A 23961-nucleotide genomic window follows, 5' to 3' on the forward strand; every position below is an offset into this window, starting at 1 on the left:
CTATTTCAAGCTAATTACTTCTAATTCTGAAACCAGCCGAGCAATGATTTTTTCCTGCTCGGCTAATTGTTCGCGAGTTTCCTCAACAAGGTGTGTTGGGGCTTTCTCAATGTAAGTTGGGTTGTCTAGTCGTTTCTGTAATCCTGACAATTTTTGGCGTGCTTCTGCTAATCTAACCTCAAGATTTTCCTGATGCTGATATAGAGTTTCGCTATCAATATCCAGCCACGCTTCCCTGTTTGCCGCAGCTAAACGAAGGCCACGCGGCTGATCTGTATGTTCGACTGACTCGAGGCGCATCAGATGTTTAATAGTGTCCTGGTTATCAGAAATTAGACTGTCGTTACCGTATAATAATCGATATTTTTTATTACCTGGCAATTCAGCAATCACCCAGCGGCCCTCGGTAACTAGTGTCTTTAACTGTTCGAATTGCTCAGCGGCAATTGGGTCAAATTTTTCTGGAGTCGGCCAAGTTTCACGCATTAAGATTCCATCGGTATAGTTAAGAGTTTGCCAAATTGTTTCCGTAACAAACGGCGCAAATGGGTGTGCAATTTTTAGAGAAGTCGCCAGTACCCATGATAATAGTGGGCGGTTAATTGAAGTTTTAGATGATTCGATATACCAGTCGGCTACGTCGTCCCAAATGGTATGGTAAACCGTTTCTGATGCTTCAGAAAAACGATACTGCTCTAGTCGAATGGCCACGTTATTGGCAGCGTCATTTAATTGACGAATAATCCAGTGGTCGGCCAGAGTTTGTGGCTCCAGCTCGACAATTTGATGATTATCGCCAATTTGTGCCTCAACAAATCGGGCTATATTCCAGAGTTTATTGCAGAAATTACGTGCAGCAATAACCGAACCTTTATTAAAGGCCTGATGTTGGGCTGGGGCGCGACCAGCGATAATTCCCATGCGCGTGGCATCTGAGCCAAATTCAGCCACCAACTCCATTGGATTAATAACGTTGCCTTTGGACTTAGACATTTTTTGGTTATGCTCATCATTAACCATGCCGTGTAGATAAACCTCTTTGAAAGGTAGTTTACCTGTACGATATAGACTCAACATAATCATTCGAGATACCCAAGCGCGCATGATGTCCATGCCTGTTTCCATCAGGCTGGTTGGGAAATATTTGGCTAGTTCCCCGTCGCCTAAATAGTCAGTTACTACATATGGCCATTGACCGGATGAGAACCAGGTGTCGAAGGTGTCTTCTTCTCTAATATATGTTGTGTTATTCACAACAATCTTCTGTTCATTAGTACGAGTGTCGAATATCCAATCTTTAGGATTATTTTCATTAACAAATGCTGGAATTGGAATTCCCCACGGGATTTGACGCGAGATATTCCAGTCCTTTAGCTGTTTGAGATATGAGATAAGCTCGCGGCTTTTAGAGGCGGGATAAAAAGTAACTTCTCCCCTTTCAAGCGCATCAATTGCTGGTTTGGCCAAAGGCTCCATTTTAATAAACCATTGCTCCTTAACCATTGGTTCAATAACGCTACCACATTTATAACAATGACCGACAGCATGCTCAATATTGCTTTCACCGCGGCGCAATTCCAGTGCGTCTAGGGCTTCTAAAACTCGAGCACGGGCTTCTTCTGGGGTTAACCCTAAGAATTGTGCAGGAACATTTATCATCTTGCCTGCTTGGCTAATGATTGACTCTAAAGGCAAATCGTGTCGTTTGGCAATTTCAAAATCGTTCGGATCGTGGGCTGGAGTAATCTTAACCGCGCCAGTGCCATAACTCATATCAACGTATTCGTCTGCAATAATTGGAATTTCTTTATCAATAATTGGTAATAAAATACGTGTACCAATGAGGTGCTTGTATCTTTCGTCATCTGGGTGGACTGCTACTGCTACGTCGCCAAGCATAGTTTCGGGGCGAGTGGTAGCCACGATAATCTCGCCAATTTTGTCCAATGTTGGGTAAGCTATTTGCCATAACTTCCCCTTTTCATTCTTATGTTCTACTTCAATATCAGCGAAACTAGTTTGGTGTTTAGTGCAGTAATTAACGATGCGCTCACCTCTGTAGATTAGATCATCATCCCACATCTTTTTGAAGGTGTCATATACAGTGCTAATAACTTTATTATCCAAGGTAAACGTTAGATGTTTCCAAGAAGCACTAATACCTAGAGCGCGCAGTTGTAGTTCCATATTACCGCGCTTTTCTTGGACGAAATTCCAGACTTGGCTATAGAGCTGATCTCGAGAAAAATCAAACCGGCTCTTCCCTTGCTTGGTCAATTCCCTCTCATACACTACCCAAGTCTCGAAGCCAGCATGATCGGCACCAGGAATAAATATCGCATCATCACCCTTCATACGGTGATAGCGGATCATAATGTCCTTCAAATTCATATCCAAGGCGTGGCCTATATGTAAATTACCATTAGCGTTAGGCGGCGGCATAACTATAGAATATGGCTTACCTAACCCTGTCGGCTCTAGAGCGCCACTAGTTTCCCACATGGCATAAATGTTTGGTTCGTAATCATTTGGTATGTATTGTTTGGCTAGCTGCATAAGTAATTCCATGGTTTTTTCATGTGAAAAAAAGACAAAAGTAAATACAAGTACTTTTCACGTGTAAAAGCTTGCATTTATAGTATCCTTAATTTTCTCCATATGTTTATATTACATCTCAATTATATCACATATTTTATGTGGCACAGCCAAGTAGGATGGGGCTATTTTTTAATGGTTTGGTAAGCTCTATATAACCAATATTGAAGCGGTTTTAATGGCAACTCCCAAGTTGCACCGGAATAGATGTCTTCGCCGCCAAACGATCGCTTAAACTTTGTAAAGCCAGCCCAGGGGTGATTTTTTGGCGCACTTTCTGGGGTGATTCCATATAAATCAACCTGATCCATCTGGCGATGTTTTGCGTCGATAATAGCTTCGGTAAGCAGGGCAGTGCTGGCATTAAGTTTGCGATATTCTGGCGTAGAGTCTGCCGCCGCATGTGCATAAATTCGAGTTGTTTTTGAGTCAAAAAACAGGGCAGTAGCAATTATTTTATCGTTACACTTTGCGTACCAAAACGAAGCGTCTTTGGATGGTAATAGGGAACTGGCTTGTTTATGGAAATATGAATCTGGATGTGGCGACATGCCGGTTCTTTTGGCAACTTCATGGATTAGTTCAAGAAAATATTTGATATCTTCTGGATTTTGAGATTGGTGAATGGTAACGCCCTTTTTGTGATAATTTCGATAGCAATTTCTGACAGGTTGCGCCATGTTAGCTATAATCTCGTCTTCTGACTGATGGAGATCAATAACATGAGTATGTTCTGGCTGTAGATGAACGTAAGTGGCTTTTTTCCATGATTCATTATGTAGTGTCGTAGTGAAATTTGGATTAATTGGCCCAATTCTAAGAAATGTCACGCTGAGTTTTTTACCTAGGCTGGTGAGGTCTTGCAGGGCTAATTGTAATTTTTCTTCATTGATGGCAGTTGGACCAAAAGGGCAATATAATCTAGAATTGCCCGTGCCATGTTCTAATATAGCAAAATACTCCCAACCATCACCTCTGTTGTGAAAGACTTTTCGACCGAGTGATTTTTGGAATTGCTCCCAGGCTGTTGATTGTAAAAAATGTTGATTCATGTTGTAATCCTCACAACGTTATACTACTGTCATTGATAAACTTGGCTGTACTTCCAGGTCGTACGGGTTAGCGGGCTGGTCAATTTGAGCACGGTAATAGCCGAGCGTAGCGATCATGGCGGCGTTATCGGTGCAGAGCTGAATAGGGGTGTATTCGATTTCAATTGGTAGAGATTCGCGTAGCTGGCGACGTAGTTCTTGATTAGCGGCAACACCACCAGCAATGACGACGGAAGCTGGCTGAAAATTGTCAAAAGCTTTTTTGGTTTTGTCTATGAGAGTTTTGATGGCGGTGTATTGGAAGCTGGCTGCCATATTATGCCTTAATTCATCGTCTACAAGCCCTGGAAGCTCGTGTGAAGGAAAAGTAAAGTCTTTTCCAACTTCTCGCTGAACGGCTCTTAAAACGGCTGTCTTAAGGCCAGAGAAGGAAAAGTCGTATTCGCCTGATAATTTCGCAATAGGTAGCTGAAAAGCATGTGGATCTCCGAGTTCGGCCGCTTTAGCAATAGCTGGGCCACCAGGATAAGGTAAACCAATGATTTTAGCGACTTTATCAAAAGCCTCGCCGATGGCGTCGTCTTGAGTTTGACCGATGAGTTGATAATCGCCATGATTCTTAAAGAGAACAAGTTGCGAATGCCCGCCAGAGACAATCAATGAGAGCAGGGGGAATAACGGTTGTTTTTTTGGTAATGATAGGGATAAGTCTCCAGATTGTTGATTGATAAAATTAGCGTATACATGAGCCTCAACGTGGTGTATTTTATAAAGCGGTTTATGGTGGATAATAGCGAGAGTGCGGGCAGCGAGCGTGCCGATCAGTAACGAACCAATGAGCCCCGGTGCATAAGTAACAGCGATGGCGTCAATATCATCCCAGGTGCAATTTGCGTCAGACAAAGCTTTTTTAATGACAGGATTTATGACTTCCAAATGACTACGTGCGGCAATTTCTGGAATAACTCCGCCGTATTCGGCATGAATATCGATTTGTGAATTGACGACGTTTGAAAGCAAACGTTCGCCATCTTCAACTATTGACGCCGCTGTTTCGTCGCAACTGGATTCGATTCCCAAAATCCTCATTTGTTTTTATTATAGCAAATATAAGTGGTAAAATGGGTATTATGAAAAACGAGTTGGTAAAAATTGCTAGAAAAACGCTACCTCAAGGAGCTTTGGAAAAAACAGAAAATGCCTATCGGATTGCGCGGACGAAGATGATTAGCCTAAGATATGGCAATCCAGCTCGTGGCTTGAGAATTATTGCAGTAACAGGGACGAACGGGAAAACTACGACTGCTTGTTATATTAATGAAATTTTGAAAGAGGCTGGCTTTAAGACGGCATTGTTTACGACGGCAGTGATTGAAATTGCTGGTGAAGAGAAGATAAATGATTTGAATGCAACTGTCCCAACTGTAGCGAGGCTGTTTAGTTTTTTCCAGACAGCTCAGCGTGAAGGTGTCGAATACGTGATTTTAGAGGCGACTAGCCATGCATTATCTCAGCATAAGTTTGATGGCGTGCCAATTGAGGCGGCGGTGATGACTAACTTGACTCAAGATCACCTGGATTACCATAAAACAATGGAAGAGTATGCAGAGGCAAAGGCTAAATTATTTGAAAAGCAGCCAAAATATATCGTGTTAAATCGCGATGATAAGTGGTTTGAATATTTCAATAAGTTTAATGCTTCTGGCGAAAAGATGACGTACGGTGTGAGTCCGGAGGCCGAGGCTCGGATAACACACATTAAGCTTTATAAAAAGGGCACTGAAGCAAGTTTGCTCATTGACCATCAGACCCATTTGGAGTTGGCGACTAATTTACCTGGTGAATTTAATGTACTTAATATGTCAGCGGCAGTGTCTTTGGCGTATTTGCTCGGTATAAAGCTAGAAGATATTCAAGAAGGCGTGGCAAATCTGGAGACGATTCCAGGGCGTTTTGAGCGAGTGGATAATAAGCGCGGAATTGATATTATCGTGGATTATGCGCACACGCCAGATGCATTGGAGAAATTGTTAAAAACGACACGGAGAATTGCTAAAGGGAGATTATTCTTAGTCTTCGGCGCGTGTGGTGACCGAGATAAAACAAAGCGACCAATTATGGGAGAGCTGGCGGCTAATTTGGCGGATAGAATTTTTCTAACAGACGAAGAGAGCTATAGTGAGAATCCAGATGATATTCGGGCAATGATTCGACAGGGAATTGAGCGAACAAAGAAGGTTCATAAGATGACGGAAATTGCTGATCGAAAACAAGCGATTTATCAGGCACTAAAATCAGCCGTACGTGGCGATACGGTTCTAATTACCGGTATGGGTCATGAGCAGTATCGAATTGTTAACGGTAAGCGAATTCCGTGGAATGATAAGACGGTTGTAAAAGAAGTTCTCGGGATAGAGAAAAATAAATAATTCGGCCAACTATTTATCAAGCTTTTATGAACAGTTAATGATATCTGTCGGTCTATCGATTGGATAGTGAATTAATTAAAACTAATAAGGTTGATCGAAAAATTGCTGTTTCTTTTTAAGCCAGGTTTCTGATTGGCGGACAAGTTTTTGGCTGTCAGCGGGGTTATTGAGCAGTGGTTTAATAGTTTCCTCGAGATATATGCCGCCCTGTGAGCCCTTGAAAAGGATTGTCGTGTCTTTAATTCCTTTACTCTTTAAGAACTCTCCAGCTTCTGGTGATTTGTCAAATGACAAAACCTTGCAACCATTTTTTTCAGCAATTGGTGCAAGGTGTTTTTTAGCTAATTTACCGACGGTAATCAGTAGGTCTAATTGCTTGGGGTCACACAGTCTACCAATTTTTTCATGCTCCAGCTTAGAGGAATCGCCAAGCTCATTCATGTCGCCTAAAACCGCAATTTTACGACTTGCTTCCAGAGAGTAAAGTGTTTTTAGGGAATTTTCCATAGCAACGGGACTGGCGTTATAGGTGTCGTCTAGTAGGGTGCATCCTTGCGTGCCGCGTAGAATATTCATCCTACCGGAGACAGGTTTAATTTTCGTTAAGGCTGCTGCGACTTCGTCAATATTCATGCCGCAAGCTAGACCTGCTGCTGCCGCGCCAGTGATAGAGCGGATGTTGTGCTTGCCTAATACGGAGATATTGATGTTGCGAGACTCTTCTTGATTGTGCCGTAAAGTTGCAATGTAGCCGTCGCTAGTAGTTTCTTTAATTTGCAAGAGAACATCGGCAGATTCATCGCCGTAGCTTATTTTTTTGCCAATTATAAGTGAGTGATATTTTTTATCAATATCGTGAAAATTGAAGATGGTTTTTTTAGCAACTTGACTAATGGACAATTCTTCGCGCGCCACCACGTCAATTGTTTTAAAAAACTCCATATGTTCTGGTGCGACAGAGGTGATTATAGCGATATCAGGCTGAATGTAGCGCATAAATGTTGCCATTTCACCCGGACAATCAATGCCACATTCTTGGATAATGATGTCAGGCGATTGCGGATTTTTAATACTAGAACGGGCAGCGGAGAAGACTTTTAGCCAATCTAGGGGCGATTTGACGTTTTTTGGTCCGTCAATACCAAGAATTTCTAAAGGTGCGCTTAAGGTGGTATTCAAGTTGCCGCGGCTGTGACGAACGATAAACTTTTCCGATAAAACGGTGGTAGTTGCTGATTTGACGCTGGTTTTACCGACGCTACCAACCACAGCGATTAATTTAACATTGGAATGAGATTTAAAATATTTTTTAACGTAAGATCCAAGGATTTTTTCTAAGAGGTGTTTGAATAATTGCATGAGGATATTATATCAGACTGATAGTAATTAAAATTAGCACTCAAGCTTGACGAGTGCCAAATTGGTGCGTTACAATAGGTTTATTGTTAACGAAATGGAGGATATTGTGAGCGTACCTATTCAGCCTCTTGGCGACCGTGTGGTAGCGGTGCGGGAAGAAGCAAAAACGCAGACGGCGAGTGGAATTTACTTGCCTGATAATGCTAAAGAAAAGCCAATAATTGCTGAAATTAAAGCAGTTGGCGGCGATGTTAAGAATGTTAAGATTGGCGATCGAATTATCTACAAGGAATATTCGACCACGGATTTGAAAATTGACGGTACGGAATATTTGATTGTCCGCGAGGAAGATATTTTAGCAACGGTTGTTTGAGAAAAGGGGAGTTTTTATTATGGCAAAAAAAGTTTTTTACGATGACGATGCGCGCGCTCGCGTGTTGGGCGGCGCCGAGGCGCTGTATAATGCAGTTAAGGTAACCTACGGGCCAAAGGGCCGCAATGTGGTGATTGCCAAGGGGTTTGGCGGGCCAACCGTGACGCACGATGGCGTGACAGTGGCGGAAGGAATTGAATTACCAGAGAATGACGATGAGACGCTAGGCTACAAGGTTGGTGCGGATTTGATTAAACAAGCGGCCAAGAACTTGAACAAGCAGGCTGGTGACGGTACCACGACGGTGACGGTGCTGACCTATTCGATTTTGAAAGAGGCCAACCGGTTGATCGCGGCAGGGCACAACCCGATGGAGCTACGCAAAGGTATCGAGCAGGCTGGCGCGGAAATTGTCAAAGAGCTGAACAAATTAGCTGAGCCAATTGAGGGTAAGTCCGATCGCGTGGCCGAGGTAGCGACCATTTCGGCGGGTGACGCGGAAATTGGCAAATTGATCGCTGGTGTCATCGAGAAAGTTGGCAAAGACGGCGTGGTGACGGTTGAAGCTGGCCAAGGTTTGGAGCTGGAAGCCGAGGTTGTTGAGGGCTTCAGCCTAGATAAGGGCTGGGTCAGTCCGTTCTTCGTCACCGACACTGGTCGACAAGAGGCGGTTTACGAAAAGCCAGCGATTTTGATTACCGATAAGAAAATTTCCAGCGTGCAAGAGTTCCTGCCGATGCTAGAGAAATTAGCACAATCTGGTAAAAAGGACGTGGTACTAATCGCTGATGAAGTTGAGGGCGAGGCGCTGAGCATTTTGGTATTGAACAAGCTCAAGGGTGTATTTAATACCGTGGCGGTCAAGGCACCAAGCTTTGGCGACCGCCGCAAGGAGATTTTGCGTGACATCGCGGTGCTGACCGGCGCAACGGTGATTTCTGAAGATCACGGTTTGACGTTTGAGAATGCTGGCCTGGAGGTCTTGGGCTCAGCACGCAAGGTGATTGTCGGCAAAGACGAAACCACCATCGTTGAGGGCGCGGGCAAGCCATCAGCCGTGAAGGAGCAGATCGCTCAGATCAAGGCACTGTCCGACAATGCTTCCAGCGAATACGAAAAAGAACAATTCGACAAGCGGGCGGCGGCGCTATCTGGCAAAGTTGCCGTTATCAAAGTCGGCGGTGCGACCGAGACAGAAATTGACGAAAAGAAGTTCCGCGTGGACGACGCCGTGGCAGCCACTAAGGCAGCCTTGGCTGAGGGTATCGTCGCTGGTGGTGGCGTAACCTTGGTTAATTTGGCTGGCGGTCTGAAGGTGACTGGTGCAGACAGCATCGCGGCTGGCCGGCAGATTTTAAAGGACGCCCTGAAGCACCCATTCCTGCAGATTATGCGTAACGCTGGTTTGAACGCCGACGCACTACTAGCGCAAGTCGAGGCGGGCAAGGCTGGCTTTGGTGTTAATGTCATGAAACCCGAAAATGAATTGGTGGATGTCAAAAAAGCTGGTGTCATCGACCCAGCGCGTGTCACCAAGGAAGCGGTGCAGAACGCGGTATCCATCGCTTCGACCGCAGCGACCATGGGCGCATTAGTCGTCGACGTGCCAGAGCCAGAAGCTCCAGCTGCGCCTGGCGGCATGCCGGGTATGGGGATGATGTAAGTTCATTCTGTTAGTAATAAAAATCCCGCCAGAGTCAGCGGGATTTTTTATTGGAGGAATTAACTAGCGGGGATTTGAAAGATAATCAATCTCTTTAATGATATCCAGCAAGGCTTGAGCGCGACGAGCTTCGTCGGCAATAGCTATAGCCGCATCGTGTGCTGGTGCAATAAGGCTTTTATCATCAGTAGAGCGCAACAATAATAGGTAAGTGTCAAACTTTTCTTCTGGTGAAACATCAAGCTTATCAACCAACGGACGAAGTTCATTTAAAGCAGTCTGCTTAATGCTGTCAAGCGTAGGGTCTGTAGTTGGGTGTGATGAATCCGTGGATATCGTTGGTGTTGGATTTACAGCTACTGGATTTACAGAAGGCTCAACTACAGGCTGGCTATTGTCTTCATCTGTAGTAACAGGGTCTGGTGAAATAGTTGCAGGATTAACCGTTGGAGTAACTATATTATTTGTTTCTTCAAATTGTAAATTATTATCTGTGTCTTGTGACACACCAGCTAATACCTTAGCTAACTCCTGGTCGTCACTGATTGATTGATTAGCTCGAGAATCCATTTATAACCCACCTTATATGTTAAATTGTTTAAGCTTATTATGTTATACTATAGCATGAGTGAATTGAGGAGTGCAAGATGTTAGATGACATAAATGTGATAAAACAGTATGATCCAGGAGATGTGCTTAGTGGTGTTTTGAACATTCCGGAACAAGCACGCTACGAAGTAGTAGTTCACGAGGGGTCAAATCAGCGACGTGATTTTAAGAATATTGTAATTGCTGGAATGGGTGGATCAGCGCTGGCGGCAGATATGGTCCGAGTATTAACTGCAGGTTGGTTGCATCTTCCACTAGAAGTAGTAAAGGGCTATGATTTGCCGGGTTTTGTTGGTGAAGAAACGCTGGTTATTGCGGTTAGTCATTCAGGTAATACCGAAGAAACATTGAGTTGTTATCAGCAAGCATTAGATAAAAAATCTTGCTTAGCAGTAATGTCAACTGGCGGAGAATTGATTAAGCGAGCAAATAACGACAATATCACGTACGCTCAGATTCCAGCGGGCACTCAGCCACGCATGTCGACTGTTTATCATTTGCGAGGGCTATTGAAATTATTACAGTATTTTTGGGTGATTGACGGCGATTTATATAATCAGGTGGCGGATAGTGCTGACTGGCTGGAGGGTGAAATTTCTCATTGGACGCCTGCAGTGCCAGAGAAAAATAATCTAGCTAAGCAGATTGCTAAAATGACAATTGGTAAAACGTTAGTTATTTTTGGTGGTGAATTAACTTGGCCGCTGGCTTACAAATGGAAGATTAGTTGGAATGAATCAGCAAAGAATTTGGCGTTCTCTAATCAGTATCCAGAGTTTAACCATAACGAGTTTATTGGCTGGTCGTCACATCCAGTAGAAAAACCGTTTACGGTCTTTGATATTCGTAGTAATTTGGAGCAAGCTAGGATCCGCGAACGGATGGAATTAAGCGACCGTCTGTTGAGCGGCAAGCGACCAAAAGCGCACGTACTGGAACTCCAGGGAAGGACGCTGATGCAACAATTATTATGGGGATTAGTATTGGCTGATGCAGCTAGTATTTATACAGCAATTCTCAATGGCGTTAATCCGGGGCCAGTCCATCTAATTGAAAAGTTAAAGGCTGAGTTAAGTTAATATCTTAGTGATTCAATTGGGTCTCGTTTGGTGGCGCGGGCTGCTGGATAGACACCAGAAATTACACCAATAATCAACGAAAGTCCAATTGATAAGACGGCTGTTTGCCAATATATGTATGGCGTGAGAGGAAGATATAAGCTTACTAAATAAACTCCAGTGATTCCTAATCCGTAGCCAAATATACCGCCTAGTAGTCCAATGATGGCTGCTTCGATTAAGAATTGGTTGATAATGTCCCAACCTGTAGCGCCAACTGCTCGCCTAACGCCAACTTCTCGCTGACGTTCGGCAACGTTGACTAACATTACGTTCATAATACCAACTCCGCCGATTAATAGAGAGATGATACCGATAACTGTGAGGATTATTGAGATAAACTTTGCTAGGTTAGATTTCTTCTCATTGATTTCATCGCCAGAAACAATTCGATAATTTTTGTCGCTATCGTGGTTTTTCTTCAGGATATTATTAGCAGATGCTATGGCTGATCCAAGATCTTGATGGCTATTGGTGGTCATGACAATTTGCTGAATTTGCGGCGTTCCTTGTGTGAATTTTTTAACCACCGAAAGAGGTGTAATGGCGGCATTATTAAAATCTATATCCAGGTAACTAACTGGATTTTCGATATTTTTTAATACACCGACAACCGTTAGGGGTTGATTGCGGATAAAAATAACATTACCAATAGATTTCTCGGTGCCGAATAAATCAATTGATAGCTGTTGACCAACTACAACTCCGCCTACTTCGTTGATAAATTCTCCATGAGCAATTTGCAGATTAGTGACATCTTTAAGAGACTCCGTGCTGCCAATTAGCGTGGCGTTTTGAGTATCAATTTTACCATCACGGGCGCGTAGTTCAGTATGTAAAAAGGCAATAGGTGCGGCTTTTGTATTGGTTATTTTACTAATATCCTTAGAATCTTTCTCGGTCAGAGTATTAACAGTGGTTGCGTTATCTGATTCTGTTAGTAGATTAGTGACATCTTTTTTATTGCCAGACTTAACTATAGCAACAGGCTCACTGGAATGTTTAGTGGTACCACCGAATAGTTGATTAATGCCACTAGTTAAGGACAGAACCATGGTAATACTGGCAATACCAATCGTCACACCCATGACTGTTAAAAAGGTACGTCCACGATTAGCCTTCAGTGCTTGAGTGGCGCTCTCAAAATGATTTCTTATCAATATTTTCATGATTTTTTTGCCTTCTTTTTAGTCGAAGATTTTTTATTCCTATACTTATCTTCTTTTTCATCATCTTCAATAAGTTTCTTAGTGAATTTACGCTTTTCTTTATGCTCATCAGTATCAATTTTACCGTCCAGCATAGTGATGACGCGGCTGGCGTAATGGATCAGTTCTGGGTTATGAGTAACCATAATTATGGTATTACCACGACGATGCAGGTCTGATAGCTCTTCCATGATAAGGTGACTTGATTTACTATCAAGGTTACCTGTTGGCTCGTCGGCAAGGATAATTGATGGGCTATTAACTAGTGCCCTGGCAATTGCTACACGCTGGACTTGACCGCCGGATAATTGATGTGGCATGTAGTATTCACGCTGGCCTAGGTGAAAGGTTTTTAGGATACGACTAGCCTCTTGTAGACGTTTAACTTTTCCTAGCCCCTTGTAAGTCAAGGGTAGTGCTACGTTTTCGATGACAGTTAATCGAGGAATTAGGTTAAAATTTTGAAAAACAAAGCCAATGTGTTTGGAGCGAATTTTAGCGCGTCGTCGTGAATTTAGGTTATCTACGGCAACGTCATCTAGGTAGTATTCTCCTTCGGATGGCTGGTCTAATAGACCGAGGGTATTTAAGAGGGTGGTCTTGCCGCAGCCGCTTGGGCCCATAATAGCAATAAACTCACCTTTTTTAACGGTTAAATTAACGTTATCTAAGGCGCGAATTTCAGCATCGCCAAAGCCAAATTTTTTGGTGACATTAACAAGCCTAATGCGTGGTGGAATTGCTTCTTTCATCTTTTCTTCATTATAAGAATAGGTATTGATAAGTGCAACCATAAGTGATAATAAAATTGTGGTATAATTATCAACAAGGAAGGGTGCAGGAGTGGTTGAACTGGCACGCCTGGAACGCGTGTAACGGAGCAATCTGTTCGAGGGTTCGAATCCCTCTCCTTCCGCCACGGAGGAGTCTCTAGTGTGTTTGAATTTATCTAATATTTTATTCGTGCAGTAGATATTGTTTTACCTGATGTTATTAAAAAGATAAGAAGACAGCTTCTTTGATTATCTTAGTTATTTTTATGATTCCAGCCAACAATTTCTATAGATCTCCGAAGATATTTAGTTGTATCTTGAACAACTTTTTTCTTGATGTCATTGGGAATTTCTTTATAAAATAAAGCAAAAGTTCTTTCTATATAGACGTCTAGTGGCCAATCTGAATTAAAAAAGCTCGTATTGTTGGCTATCAGATCTTGGTAGGCCATTACGGTTTCTGCAAAATCATTTAGACAATCAGATATAATACTGGTCTTGACTTTTGATTTACGACTTCTTGTAGTCTTTTTTATAATGATATAGGAAAGATCTGAGGACTCTTCGTAGACATCATATTTTTCTGGTTGACGGTCCTTGTGAAACTCTAGTGCCTGATACTCGTTAACTATTTTATTGTAGTATCCTTCACTCTGAAATATTCGAGCTTTTTCTACTAGATAATTAACTGCCCGCTTGATTTTTGCATGGTTGTTGTCTATAAAGTCTACGCCCTTTATAGATTTATTTTTAGTGCGGGTGTTTATCCAGTCACCCAGTAATATGGGCGGTATGCGTTTGCTATTTTTATAGAAATCTATAAAATCTTCTACCTTTAGCACTTGGATATCTTTTATAAATTTTCCGCCAGCACCAGTTTCTCTTGGCGTTAATAACTGGCGAATATCCAGCATAAATCCTTTTTCATGGGTTTCAAATATATTCATTAAGAGACCCGCATTGTCTGGATCAAAATCACCAAATGATACGCTACCGTTTTCATGCTCTTCTTCGCTATGTCGTGCTTTTGAAACTTCCACGAGGACATGAAGAATTACTTCACGTTGGATAGCAGCACGAAGTGTTTCAGCGAAGTCATCTTTTATATAGGTTTTCTTTTTATCTTCGCCGAAATATTCTTTATTAATATCTGATACCACAGGCATACTTATATTATATGGTAGATAGTGAGCTGGCAACAATCTGGTGTCGACGGCTTTCTATATCATAATTACCTACGCCATGACAAACCAGAACATGAGAGTAGAATCAATTGCAAAAATCCTAACTAACAATTGTGACGGTAATGTTTTAAATTTGACTTTGAGCGAACATTTAAAATATCCAAGAGAAATTGTATCAGCCAGAGATATTGCGATGTGAATAGCGGGAATTTGTTTTTGTGGATACCAAGAATCTCCAGAATATGTGTCGCATATGTAGGCTAATCATGGTTTTCGGGTAGATGAGTAATAAGCTTGTCCAGAAAATAAGTGACGTTGCAGATTGATATAAATTTCATACGGTATCTGATTATAGTAAAAATAGGTTGTAATTTTTACCAAATTACTTGCAAAACACTAGATATAGCGGCTATAGTTAGTGTTGTACGCTATATGTATAGCGAGCCCATAAATAAACAAAAACACAAGCTATTAAGATGGGCTACCAGATGAGGTGCTGGTGGTCTGTTTTGGCGGGGTAAATTAAGGAGGGTATGTGAAAGAAATTAACGTGATTAAGCGTGATGGCACAAAAGAGCCATTTGATGCTAATAAAATTAACACAGCTATTTTGAAAGCCTGTGATGGCTTGCCGGATCAAATTTCTAAAGTTGTTCAGGTGGCAACCGAATTGCAATTGACCTTATTTGACGGGATTACCACTGAACAGTTAGATGAGGCAGTGATTCAGACGGTTTTACAGAATGTTAAGGATGATCCAGATTATGATAAGATTGCGGCACGTTTACTGCTTAAAACGGTCTATAAGCAGATTCTAGGTGATTATGAAACAGCAGCAGAATTGAAGAAGCTTCACGCTCGTGAATTTCCTAAGTTTATTAAGGCTGCGGTTAAAGATGGACTGTTAGACAAGCGAATGGCAGATGGCCGGTTTGATTTGAAAAAGTTGGCAGCGGAACTTGATCCAGCAAGAGATGATTTAAGTAAATATTTGGGTGTGGTGACCAATAAAAATCGTTATGCTCTTCGTAGGCAAAACGGTTCACCAATTGAAACGCCGCAATTCACTCATATGCGTATTGCTATGGGGCTTAGCTACAACGAGACTGATCCGACTGCTGCAGCGATTGAGTTTTATAATCACATGAGCAATCTGGAGTATGTTCCGGGCGGCTCAACGCGAGTTAATGCTGGCGGCTCCTTCCCGCAGCTCAGTAACTGTTTCTTGCTTAATGTTGACGACGATATGGAATCAATTGCTAAGGCGGTGCGTGACACGATGTGGATTGCCAAAGGTACTGGTGGTATTGGTATTGGTTTTACAAAGCTACGTGCAGCGGGCAGTCCAGTTAAAACCACCAACACCGAATCAACCGGTCCGATTCCGTTTATGAAGATGATTGATACGGCGCTGTTTGCAGTTTCTCGTAAAGGTAAGAAAGCCGGTGCGGCTGCGATTTACATAGAGAACTGGCATTTGAATTTTGACCAATTTGTCGATCTTCGCCAAAACTCTGGCGACCCGTATCTAAGAACCAGGTTTGCTAATACGGCAGTCTTTATCTCTGATGAATTTATGAAGAGAGTAGAGAAAGACCAAGATTGGTATTTGTTTGACCCTGCGGAAACTCCAGACTTGACGGAATTATATGGTGAAGATTTCTCGGCACGATATAAAGAATATGTAAAGATGGCAGAAGATGGGAAATTGCGTACGTTCGATAAGGTATCGGCTCGTCAGCAATTTAAGCGTATTTTGACCAGCCTACAAGCAACATCGCATCCGTGGTTGACTTGGAAAGATACAATTAACGTGCGGGCGCTGAATAATAATACCGGTACAATTCATCTCAGTAACTTGTGTACGGAGATTACCTTGCCGCAGGATAAAAACAATATTGCAACCTGTAATTTGGTGAGTATCAATTTATCGGCATTTCTGAGCGAGGATAAAACTTGGGACTGGGATCGATTGAAAGAAGCGGCTCGTGCGGCGGTGCGACAATTGGACAATTTGTGTGATATTACTCAAACTCCAATTCCAGAAGCAATGCACTCTAATCAGCAGACGCGAGCAATTGGTTTGGGTATGATGGGATTTTCTGACGTGCTGGAAAAATTGGGCTATTGCTATGAATCAAAAGAGGCTTACGATTTAATTGATCAATTGACGGAATTTATTAGCTATCATGCCATTGATCAGTCAGCTGATTTGGCGGCGGAGTTGGGTAGTTATCCAACATTTACCGGCAGTGGCTGGAGTAAGGGATTGTTGCCGATTGATACGGTTGATAAGTTATCTAAAGATCGCGGCGTGAAGGTGAAAATAGACCAAAAGACACGACTGGACTGGGATAGCTTGCGAAAGAAGGTGAAGAAGGGAATGCGAAATGCGACTATTATGGCAATTGCGCCAACGGCTAATATTGGGCATGTGGCGGGAACGACTCCTGGAATTGATCCGCAATTTGCACAGATTTTCAGTCGTTCGACTTTGAACGGTAAGTTTCTGGAAGTGAACCATAATTTAGTTCGCGATTTGAAGAAGCTTGGTCTGTGGGACAATTTGAAGGATGAGATTTTTGCGGCGCAGGGCGATATTCAAGATATTGATGGTATTCCGCAAAACATCAAGGATGTCTATAAAACAAGTTTCCAGCTTAGTCCGTACGCGTTTATTGAGGTGGCGGCTAGGGCTCAGAAGTGGGTCGATCAAGCGATTTCTCGAAATATGTACCTGGAGACGCGAGACATTGATGAATATGTGAAGATTTATTCGGAAGCGTGGAAGCGTGGCTTGAAAACGACATATTATCTGCACGTTAAGCCGCGTCACCAGTCGGAGCAGACAACAGTTTCAGTTGATAAAATTGCAGAACAAAAAGTCCGCACAAATAGTAAAGTGCGCGGATTTGGATTTGCGAAAATTAATAAATAAGGAGGAAATTAAGATGGGAATTTTAGGTTCAGGTCTGCGTGACGGTTTGTCACTTCACCCAATTCGTTACCCTTGGGCATATGATCTTTATAATCAAGCAGTGGCTAACACGTGGTTTCCAAATGAAGTTCAATTAGTTCAAGATTTGGCAGATTTTGAAAAATTGTCAGATGATGAAAAGCACGCATTGAAAACAGTTATTAGTTATTTGAACCCAAACGAGTTATTGATCAATAAATCGTTAGCGTTCGGTATTTATCCATATGTGAACGCGGCGGAAGCTCAACTATACTTGTCAAAACAGATGTGGGAAGAAGCTAATCACTTCATGACGTTTGAATACATTATTGAGACATTTCCGTTTGATCGCGAGGAGATTTACGCTGCGGGCTTTGGTAAAAAATCATTGGCAGATAAGGCTGACTTCCAGAATAAGCATTTGGATGTGATGCTTGATCCGAATTTGGATATTTATTCGCTGGAAGGTAAGAAGGACTTTGTTCGTTCATTGGTGGCATATAACATTGTGCTGGAGGGAATTTGGTTCTATTCGGGCTTTATGGTTGGCATGAGTTTCCGTCAGCGTAATTTGTTGCGCAATGTTGGCTCACTACTGGACTGGATTACTCGCGATGAAAATCTTCATTTGACGTTTGGTATCAATTTGCTTTTGACGATTTTGGACGAGAATCCAGAATTGCAAACACAGGAATTTGCAGAAGAAATCCGTGGCTTGATTTTGCAGGCGGTAGAGCTTGAAAAAGCTTATAACAAAGATATGCTACCAAAGGGCATTTTGGGCTTGAACGCTGATTATGTCAATCAATATGTCATGCATATGACGGACCGTCGTTTGCAAGAATTGGGCTTTGAGCCAGAGTATAATGTGCCAAATCCAGCTAAATGGATGGCGGCCGCTAATGACACGTTGGAATTGGTAAACTTCTTTGAGAGTACAAATACTAGCTATGAAGTTAATACCACGAAGTAATAAGGATGTAATTTTATGAACGAACTGGCAAAAGAAATATTAGATACTGTTGAAGTTGGCGCCCTGGCTACTGTTAATGCTGATAGGACACCACTGGTGACGCCAATACATTTTGCACGACTGGACGATTCAATAATTTGGATATCAGAACCGACTGCGCGACATTCAGTAAACGCATTTCGCAGCGGCAAGGCAGAATTTGTGGTTTGGGATGATCAAAAGCGGGCAGTTTTCTTAAAAACTAATGTAACTGAATTGTCAGAATCTGAAAAAGAAGCGGCTATGGCGGCCTATAAGAAGAAATTGCCTAGCTTTATGCCACGCTGTCAGAATCCGCAATTATATATTGCACCAATCGGTAAACTTGATGAAAAAACCACAACAGGAAGTTGGCTACACTTTATTGCATAAGCGCTATATCTAGCGTACAATTAGTTAAGTAACTACTAAATATAGGGGAAAATGAAAATGAACGCAAGTCAAATTATTACTGATGATATGACATTGGAAGAAAAATTGAGCGCTATTGATGCTGCCTTGAAAGCTGCTCAAGATGTGGCCGATGATCAAGCAAAGGCAAATGGTACTGTTGCTGCGCCAATTGATCCGGCAAGTTTGACTATCTGCGACGGTTGCGAATAAGAAACTCTCGGAAGCTTTTCATTGACAAATTAAAAATAATGTGATATCATTTTACTATATAAAAATTAAAACAAAAAGGAATAAAATGGCTGAAGAAAAAGACGTTCATGGGCTCACGGAAAGTGTATTAAGTCGAGATGATATGTCAGCGCTAGCATATGTATTGCAACATGTGAAAGGCGCCAGTCCAAGTTCGGTGACGAAGCTGAGTTTGGAGTTGGAAGAACTTGACGAAGCGGTGTAAGTAGTTACTTTAGCTAGATAATAAACCACCTCTGTTGTATACTGTAGGTTATGGAACAGATTATTTATCAGGCGGTGAAGCAACTTTTTGATCAAGAAGTATCAGTGCAGTTGACGCGTCCTGATCCAAAGTTTGGTGACTTTGCGACGAATGTGGCGCTGCAGCTAGCGAAGCCGCTGGGTAAGAATCCGCGCGAGATTGCCGAGGCAATCGCGGAAGAGTTGCGCGGTCATGAGGAACTGGGCGAGGTGAGCGTGGCTGGACCAGGCTTTATCAACGTGACGTTAAGCGATCAAGCGGTGCTTGAGTTATTGAAAGTGCGACCGGCCACCAATCGCTCAGGGCAAACAGTGGTCATTGAAACCAATTGCCCAAATCCGTTTAAGGCCATGCATATTGGTCACGCTTTGAATGCGATTTTGGCGGACACGATGGCGAATTTGCTAGCGGTGGATGGTGCGTCAGTACACCGAGTGAGTTACCACGGCGACGTCGGCACACATGTCGGCAAGAGCATGTGGGCGATTCTTCGCGAAATTGACGGTGATGTCAGCAAACTAGATGCCATTCCGGCCGACAAGCGCAACGAGTTTATGAGCCGTATGTATGTTGAAGGGGCGCGGGCAGCTAAGGAATCGCCAGAGGTGCGGGCAGAAATTGATGAGCTAGCCAAGCAATCGTTTGTGCTGGACGACCCGCTGTACAAGCAAGTGTATGAGATTTGTAAAGCCTGGAGTTTTGATGAAATTGATACCAATGTGGCACGGCTGGGTAATGTGCCGATTGAGCGGCGCTACGTTGAGAGCGAAACCGAAGTGCCAGGCAAGGCCTTGATTAAAGCAAAAACCCCAGAGGTCTTTACGAAGTCTGATGGTGCGTATATCTTCAAAGGCAGCCAATACGGTACGTTTGATAATGTGTTCATCGGTTCGCACGGCAACGGACTATACGGCGCGCACGATATGGGGCTGATTCAGTTGAAACATCAAGATTATCCAAATCTGGACCTATCGATTACGGTCAACGGCGAAGAGCAGGCGGCGTATTTCCGTGGGGTGATCGCGGCTAGTGAATTGGCGATTCCAGAATTGAAAGGTAAATTGTTTAATTATGTGACTGGCCTGGTTAAATTGACAACTGGAAAAATGAGCTCGCGAACGGGTGAGGTTGTTACAATTGGCTGGCTGTTTGACGAGTTTAAGAAGGCAATTGAAAATGCTGGTGGTGAACCAACTGACGACGTGATTGCTGGCGCGCTTCGTTATCAATTCTTGAAGGTGAAGATCGGTGGCGACGTCATATTTGATATAAATGAAGCTGTAAGCCTGACGGGTAACACCGGTAGCTATCTGCAATACGCACACGCTCGGGCGCGCGGGATTTTGGCAAAGTCTGAACAAGCAGCCACGTTCCCGACAGAATTGTTCGACGAAGACCGGCTGTTAGTCAGGAAATTGAGTGAATATACGGAGGCGGTTAACCGTGCCACCGAGAGCTTGGAGCCGCATCATATCTGTGCCTACCTGTTTGAGTTGGCACAGGAGTTCAATCGTTACTACGAGAAAAATCAAGTTGTCGGCAGCGATAAAGAAGTGCATCGTGTCGGTCTGGTGGCGGTGTATGCTGATATTTTGAAGGCGGGATTAACCGTTTTGGGTATTGTAGCACCAGAGAGATTGTAACCATCCCGTAATAGTATGGTACAATCAAGGCGTTACTTAATGTAAAGGAGCTATATGGCAGAGAAAAAAGTAGCCAAGAAAGTGGCAGTCAAAAAAACTACAACCAAAAAGTCAATCATTAAAAAACCAAGCGTAGCAGTGTTGAAAGAAAAAGTAGGCGCGGTAAAAAGCCATGGTGGTGGCTTTATGATGTTTATTCGCGAGCAGGGTGTCGTTGGCCTGGCTGTCGGTTTGGCGATTGGTACTGCGGCTGGTGATACAGTCAAGAAATTGGTCACAGCGTTCATCGACCCACTTGTGCAGTTAATCGTTGGATCACAACAGGGTCTCCAGGCAGCATCTTTTACTGTTGAATTTGCTGGACGTCGGGGTGAATTTTTGTACGGAGCATTTATCAGCTCATTGATCACCTTGTTGGCAGTTGCCTTTGTGGTCTATGCAATTGTTCACTTTTTGAAACTTGATAAATTAGACAAGAAAAAAGACTAAAACGCTTACGTTTGCTATTTTACACTCTCCTATCTACAATGTGAGTATAAAGGAGAGTGTAGCGTGAAAGATGGAGTCCGGAGGGCGGGTTATTTACCTAGGCCAAAAGAGCGTAGTAGTAGCCATTTGTTGAGTCGAAATATTGAAGGTCCTTGGCGGTCGTCGTATTGTTATGGTGAATCACCTGAACAGAGGCGACAACGCCTTGAAGAATTACGGAAACGGTATAGTAAGCTACCAGAAACTTCTTTCGCTGGCTATGATCTTGGCGACAAAGAATTGCCTGCGTATAAGCATAAAGCAGAGATATTAGATACACTTTCAGAGAACAAAATATCTTGGTTGTGTGGACCGACAGGTAGTGGTAAAACGACACAAACCGCTCAGTATGCACTTGAGCGGTTTGATCGTGTTGTGGTGTTGATGCCGCGGCGGGTGATTGTCGATAATGTTACTGAGTATGTCGAGCAGAGTTTGCGTGGACAGTTGGGTAAGCAATATCCTGATCACCTGGTGGGAAAGATTCATGGACGTGCTACTGAGGCAACGCCGGACACCAGGCTCTGTTTCATGACAGCGGCAACCTTTACAAAAAAGCTGGAACAATTTTCTAGCGACTGGCAGGACGAGAAGACGCTTATCTTGGTTGATGAAATACATGAAGCCAATTTGGAGATGGAATTTGCTACCGCTCTGGCGGCAAAATCGATAGAGAATACCGACAAATGGTATATGGCTTTTTCCAGCGCCACGCCTGATACGGAAGTTTCTCAGGCGATGTACGAAGGCATCAACGAATCAGCATTGCCAGTCGTAACCATCGAGGGTCGGCCGCATGATATTGATATTGAAGAAGATAAGGTGAATACCGTATCCGAAGCCTACCTTGAATATGGTAAGGACTCGAAAAAATCACTAATCTTTGTTGAAGGTGTGAGGAGTATTGATGAGACCATTGCGTCAATCAAACGCCACGCCCGCCATCAACCCAGGAAAATACGATTCTTCAAACTACATTCTGGCATATCAGAAGCTGCGCGCCGAGAGATTTTTACTGCCAAACCAGTAGAAGATGAGTCGTTTGTCATCGTTTCGACCTCGGCTGGACAGTCTGGTATCACCATCCCCGAGGTTGATTTGGTGCTGTCAAATGGACTGACGAAGAGTAAAGAAATTGGTGAAGAGGGCACGGAGGGGTTGCCACCTCGATTGTGTACTCAAGCAGAGCTGATGCAGCAGGCGGGGCGGGGCGGTCGTGATATTGATGGCGCTAAGTTTGTATTGGCTCGTCCGATATCTTACGATAAGATTTATTTGCCAGATGAGCTAAAAGGATTTTATGATATTGCGTCCCGTGAACAGCATATTCCACCGGAGATATATCACACGAATATTGTGCGCAACGTTTTGTCGGCTATCCATCTGAATGGTGATTTTGAGGATCTGAACCGATACCTGATGCATCCTGTTGCTAGTAAAAAAGTTATTCAAGAGTCGTACGATTTGCTGGAAACCCTGGAAGCAATTGATGGAGAGGGGCAGATCACAAAAATTGGTGAGTTTATGGATAATTTGCCATTGTCACCAGAGTTGTCTCGGGCATTAGCAGAAATGATTAAGAATGGGGGAAGCTTACGTGAAGTGTTGGCATTATCGGCCATGGCAGCCTCCGTCTCGGGTGGTGGCTTTGCCGCCTGGCATCAACCAAAGGAATTGTTCCAGGAATTTGTCAGCCCCGATACAACAGATGACTTTTTTGCCGAATACGATGCTTTTTTGAAAACCAGAGAGATTTATGACGGCTGTCGTACTGACAATGACGTCTACTTGACTAATGGTATTGATCCCAATAAGGCGGACAATATTCACTATCAATTTAGTAAAATATGTCGGCGTCTGTTGGTTAATCCAAAAGATATCGACATGGGTGAATTAAACAGCGAGGAAAAACATAATATATCAGTAGCTTTGGTGTGCGGGTTTCAGGAATTATTGTATGCTAAAGCTGGTAGTCGGCGCATTGGACGAACAACGGTCAACCAATACACCAACATTTACACTGGCGAACGTGGTATTTCTGACTATGAAATTAGTTCGCACAGCTTAGTACGACGTATGGGCTCGGAGGCGTTGACGTTAGTGCTGGCTTTACCGTGGTGGTATGATACGCATGATGGTCGTAGATACACACTCAACACAATTTTATCAGTAACCAAGAATCAAGTTGCTCAAGCCTTGAGTAGTAGCGCTGTGTCTGAATCCCTTGGTGACAGAGTTGCTCCTAATGGTGATTTAATTCGTGTGGCGCAGCCGAAAGTTGGCTCGCTGATACTTGGTCCAGAGCGGCAGCAAAAAATCCCCGCCACAACAGATGAGCAAATTGCGCTGATAGTGGACGCAATGAAAAACAAGGCTAATAAACAAGTAAGAGTATTGTTTGATTTACAACATCAGCGAGTTATCACCAAGGGTCAATTGCATCAGGTCCTAGACGGGTCTGCGGTAAATAGTCACAATGTCCATGAAGCAGAGGCTAAGGTTTGGGCTGTGGTGCAAGAGGTATTAACGAGCGAGCAGCAGGAAGTTTTTTATAGTCAGATAAATGGATGACG

General features: G+C 43.1%; 20 protein-coding genes and 1 tRNA gene. 13 read left to right on the forward strand and 8 right to left on the reverse strand.

Features of this window, described 5'->3' with window-relative positions; all coding sequences use genetic code 11:
• The 3 genes from TM7x_RS00155 to tsaD all read right to left on the reverse strand — a co-directional run bounded on the left by TM7x_RS00155 (position 1) and on the right by tsaD (position 4736).
• Complete coding sequence (locus tag TM7x_RS00155) at positions 1 to 2568, reverse strand: valine--tRNA ligase (protein WP_230478850.1); 2568 nt, start codon at positions 2566 to 2568, stop codon at positions 1 to 3.
• 152 nt (positions 2569 to 2720) lie between these two features.
• The gene (locus tag TM7x_RS00160) at positions 2721 to 3647 is read right to left on the reverse strand and encodes a lipid II:glycine glycyltransferase FemX (protein WP_052198762.1); all 927 of its coding nucleotides are present in this window, start codon (positions 3645 to 3647) and stop codon (positions 2721 to 2723) included.
• 18 nt (positions 3648 to 3665) lie between these two features.
• The gene (gene tsaD, locus TM7x_RS00165; protein ID WP_039326731.1) at positions 3666 to 4736 is read right to left on the reverse strand and encodes a tRNA (adenosine(37)-N6)-threonylcarbamoyltransferase complex transferase subunit TsaD; all 1071 of its coding nucleotides are present in this window, start codon (positions 4734 to 4736) and stop codon (positions 3666 to 3668) included.
• A gap of 41 nt (positions 4737 to 4777) precedes the next feature.
• Here tsaD and TM7x_RS00170 point away from each other — a divergent pair, with 41 nt between their 5' ends.
• Positions 4778 to 6076, forward strand: coding sequence for a UDP-N-acetylmuramoyl-L-alanyl-D-glutamate--2,6-diaminopimelate ligase (locus tag TM7x_RS00170; protein ID WP_158386478.1), 1299 nt, complete (start codon positions 4778 to 4780; stop codon positions 6074 to 6076).
• Between the two features lie 81 nt (positions 6077 to 6157).
• On the opposite strand, the gene TM7x_RS00175 is transcribed toward TM7x_RS00170, so the two are convergent.
• On the reverse strand, positions 6158 to 7435 hold the full coding sequence (locus TM7x_RS00175) for a Mur ligase family protein (protein WP_039326733.1): 1278 nt from the start codon (positions 7433 to 7435) through the stop codon (positions 6158 to 6160).
• A 106-nt stretch (positions 7436 to 7541) separates the two neighbouring features.
• Here TM7x_RS00175 and TM7x_RS00180 point away from each other — a divergent pair, with 106 nt between their 5' ends.
• A complete protein-coding gene (locus tag TM7x_RS00180; RefSeq protein WP_039327932.1) occupies positions 7542 to 7808 on the forward strand; it encodes a co-chaperone GroES in 267 nt (88 codons plus the stop codon).
• A gap of 19 nt (positions 7809 to 7827) precedes the next feature.
• Positions 7828 to 9471: a chaperonin GroEL gene (gene groL / locus TM7x_RS00185; protein WP_039327934.1), complete on the forward strand. Its 1644-nt coding sequence runs from the start codon at positions 7828 to 7830 to the stop codon at positions 9469 to 9471.
• A gap of 63 nt (positions 9472 to 9534) precedes the next feature.
• On the opposite strand, the gene TM7x_RS00190 is transcribed toward groL, so the two are convergent.
• Positions 9535 to 10041: a hypothetical protein gene (locus tag TM7x_RS00190; protein ID WP_039326735.1), complete on the reverse strand. Its 507-nt coding sequence runs from the start codon at positions 10039 to 10041 to the stop codon at positions 9535 to 9537.
• Between the two features lie 77 nt (positions 10042 to 10118).
• Here TM7x_RS00190 and TM7x_RS00195 point away from each other — a divergent pair, with 77 nt between their 5' ends.
• Entirely contained in the window at positions 10119 to 11159 is a 1041-nt protein-coding gene (locus TM7x_RS00195) for a bifunctional phosphoglucose/phosphomannose isomerase (RefSeq protein ID WP_039326737.1), read from the forward strand.
• Here TM7x_RS00195 and TM7x_RS00200 read toward each other — a convergent pair.
• On the reverse strand, positions 11156 to 12367 hold the full coding sequence (locus TM7x_RS00200) for an ABC transporter permease (protein WP_039326739.1): 1212 nt from the start codon (positions 12365 to 12367) through the stop codon (positions 11156 to 11158). The genes TM7x_RS00195 and TM7x_RS00200 overlap by 4 nt on opposite strands.
• Positions 12364 to 13158, reverse strand: a complete 795-nt coding sequence (locus TM7x_RS00205) for an ABC transporter ATP-binding protein (RefSeq protein WP_052198764.1) — start codon at positions 13156 to 13158, stop codon at positions 12364 to 12366. The genes TM7x_RS00200 and TM7x_RS00205 overlap by 4 nt, the downstream gene beginning before the upstream one ends.
• Before the next feature lie 77 nt (positions 13159 to 13235).
• Here TM7x_RS00205 and TM7x_RS00210 point away from each other — a divergent pair.
• A tRNA-Ser gene (locus TM7x_RS00210) sits at positions 13236 to 13325 on the forward strand.
• A gap of 108 nt (positions 13326 to 13433) precedes the next feature.
• Here TM7x_RS00210 and TM7x_RS00215 read toward each other — a convergent pair.
• On the reverse strand, positions 13434 to 14345 hold the full coding sequence (locus TM7x_RS00215; protein ID WP_039326741.1) for a hypothetical protein: 912 nt from the start codon (positions 14343 to 14345) through the stop codon (positions 13434 to 13436).
• Positions 14346 to 14898: 553 nt separating this feature from the next.
• Between TM7x_RS00215 and TM7x_RS00220 the strand changes: the two genes are divergently transcribed.
• The 8 genes from TM7x_RS00220 to TM7x_RS00250 all read left to right on the forward strand — a co-directional run bounded on the left by TM7x_RS00220 (position 14899) and on the right by TM7x_RS00250 (position 23959).
• On the forward strand, positions 14899 to 17301 hold the full coding sequence (locus TM7x_RS00220) for a ribonucleoside-diphosphate reductase subunit alpha (RefSeq protein WP_173401749.1): 2403 nt from the start codon (positions 14899 to 14901) through the stop codon (positions 17299 to 17301).
• Positions 17302 to 17314: 13 nt separating this feature from the next.
• Positions 17315 to 18292, forward strand: a complete 978-nt coding sequence (locus tag TM7x_RS00225; RefSeq protein ID WP_039327939.1) for a ribonucleotide-diphosphate reductase subunit beta — start codon at positions 17315 to 17317, stop codon at positions 18290 to 18292.
• A gap of 15 nt (positions 18293 to 18307) precedes the next feature.
• Positions 18308 to 18703 carry a pyridoxamine 5'-phosphate oxidase family protein gene (locus TM7x_RS00230; protein ID WP_039326743.1) on the forward strand — a complete coding sequence of 132 codons (396 nt, stop codon included), beginning with the start codon at positions 18308 to 18310 and terminating at the stop codon, positions 18701 to 18703.
• Between the two features lie 57 nt (positions 18704 to 18760).
• Positions 18761 to 18934 carry a hypothetical protein gene (locus TM7x_RS04100; RefSeq protein ID WP_158386480.1) on the forward strand — a complete coding sequence of 58 codons (174 nt, stop codon included), beginning with the start codon at positions 18761 to 18763 and terminating at the stop codon, positions 18932 to 18934.
• Between the two features lie 85 nt (positions 18935 to 19019).
• The gene (locus TM7x_RS04105; protein ID WP_158386482.1) at positions 19020 to 19178 is read left to right on the forward strand and encodes a hypothetical protein; all 159 of its coding nucleotides are present in this window, start codon (positions 19020 to 19022) and stop codon (positions 19176 to 19178) included.
• A gap of 50 nt (positions 19179 to 19228) precedes the next feature.
• Positions 19229 to 20860 carry an arginine--tRNA ligase gene (gene argS, locus TM7x_RS00240; protein WP_039326748.1) on the forward strand — a complete coding sequence of 544 codons (1632 nt, stop codon included), beginning with the start codon at positions 19229 to 19231 and terminating at the stop codon, positions 20858 to 20860.
• A gap of 54 nt (positions 20861 to 20914) precedes the next feature.
• Positions 20915 to 21349, forward strand: coding sequence for an MscL family protein (locus tag TM7x_RS03750; RefSeq protein ID WP_052198765.1), 435 nt, complete (start codon positions 20915 to 20917; stop codon positions 21347 to 21349).
• Between the two features lie 63 nt (positions 21350 to 21412).
• Positions 21413 to 23959: a helicase-related protein gene (locus TM7x_RS00250; RefSeq protein ID WP_039326750.1), complete on the forward strand. Its 2547-nt coding sequence runs from the start codon at positions 21413 to 21415 to the stop codon at positions 23957 to 23959.
• Positions 23960 to 23961 lie beyond the last annotated feature (2 nt).

The sequence above is a fragment of the Candidatus Nanosynbacter lyticus genome (assembly GCF_000803625.1).
Classification (GTDB): Bacteria; Patescibacteriota; Saccharimonadia; order Saccharimonadales; family Saccharimonadaceae; genus Nanosynbacter; species Nanosynbacter lyticus.

What these genes read in the sequence shown, in the direction of transcription:
- TM7x_RS00205 (WP_052198764.1), bottom strand. Translation starts at nt 13,158, where the DNA reads ATGAAAGAAGCAATTCCACCACGCATTAGGCTTGTTAATGTCACCAAA.
- TM7x_RS00215 (WP_039326741.1), bottom strand. Translation starts at nt 14,345, where the DNA reads ATGCCTGTGGTATCAGATATTAATAAAGAATATTTCGGCGAAGATAAA.
- TM7x_RS00225 (WP_039327939.1), top strand. Translation starts at nt 17,315, where the DNA reads ATGGGAATTTTAGGTTCAGGTCTGCGTGACGGTTTGTCACTTCACCCA.
- TM7x_RS00160 (WP_052198762.1), bottom strand. Translation starts at nt 3,647, where the DNA reads ATGAATCAACATTTTTTACAATCAACAGCCTGGGAGCAATTCCAAAAA.
- groL (WP_039327934.1), top strand. Translation starts at nt 7,828, where the DNA reads ATGGCAAAAAAAGTTTTTTACGATGACGATGCGCGCGCTCGCGTGTTG.
- TM7x_RS00200 (WP_039326739.1), bottom strand. Translation starts at nt 12,367, where the DNA reads ATGAAAATATTGATAAGAAATCATTTTGAGAGCGCCACTCAAGCACTG.
- TM7x_RS04105 (WP_158386482.1), top strand. Translation starts at nt 19,020, where the DNA reads ATGGCTGAAGAAAAAGACGTTCATGGGCTCACGGAAAGTGTATTAAGT.
- TM7x_RS00170 (WP_158386478.1), top strand. Translation starts at nt 4,778, where the DNA reads ATGAAAAACGAGTTGGTAAAAATTGCTAGAAAAACGCTACCTCAAGGA.
- TM7x_RS00190 (WP_039326735.1), bottom strand. Translation starts at nt 10,041, where the DNA reads ATGGATTCTCGAGCTAATCAATCAATCAGTGACGACCAGGAGTTAGCT.
- TM7x_RS04100 (WP_158386480.1), top strand. Translation starts at nt 18,761, where the DNA reads ATGAACGCAAGTCAAATTATTACTGATGATATGACATTGGAAGAAAAA.
- tsaD (WP_039326731.1), bottom strand. Translation starts at nt 4,736, where the DNA reads ATGAGGATTTTGGGAATCGAATCCAGTTGCGACGAAACAGCGGCGTCA.
- TM7x_RS00175 (WP_039326733.1), bottom strand. Translation starts at nt 7,435, where the DNA reads ATGCAATTATTCAAACACCTCTTAGAAAAAATCCTTGGATCTTACGTT.
- TM7x_RS00230 (WP_039326743.1), top strand. Translation starts at nt 18,308, where the DNA reads ATGAACGAACTGGCAAAAGAAATATTAGATACTGTTGAAGTTGGCGCC.
- TM7x_RS03750 (WP_052198765.1), top strand. Translation starts at nt 20,915, where the DNA reads ATGGCAGAGAAAAAAGTAGCCAAGAAAGTGGCAGTCAAAAAAACTACA.
- TM7x_RS00155 (WP_230478850.1), bottom strand. Translation starts at nt 2,568, where the DNA reads ATGGAATTACTTATGCAGCTAGCCAAACAATACATACCAAATGATTAC.
- argS (WP_039326748.1), top strand. Translation starts at nt 19,229, where the DNA reads ATGGAACAGATTATTTATCAGGCGGTGAAGCAACTTTTTGATCAAGAA.
- TM7x_RS00195 (WP_039326737.1), top strand. Translation starts at nt 10,119, where the DNA reads ATGTTAGATGACATAAATGTGATAAAACAGTATGATCCAGGAGATGTG.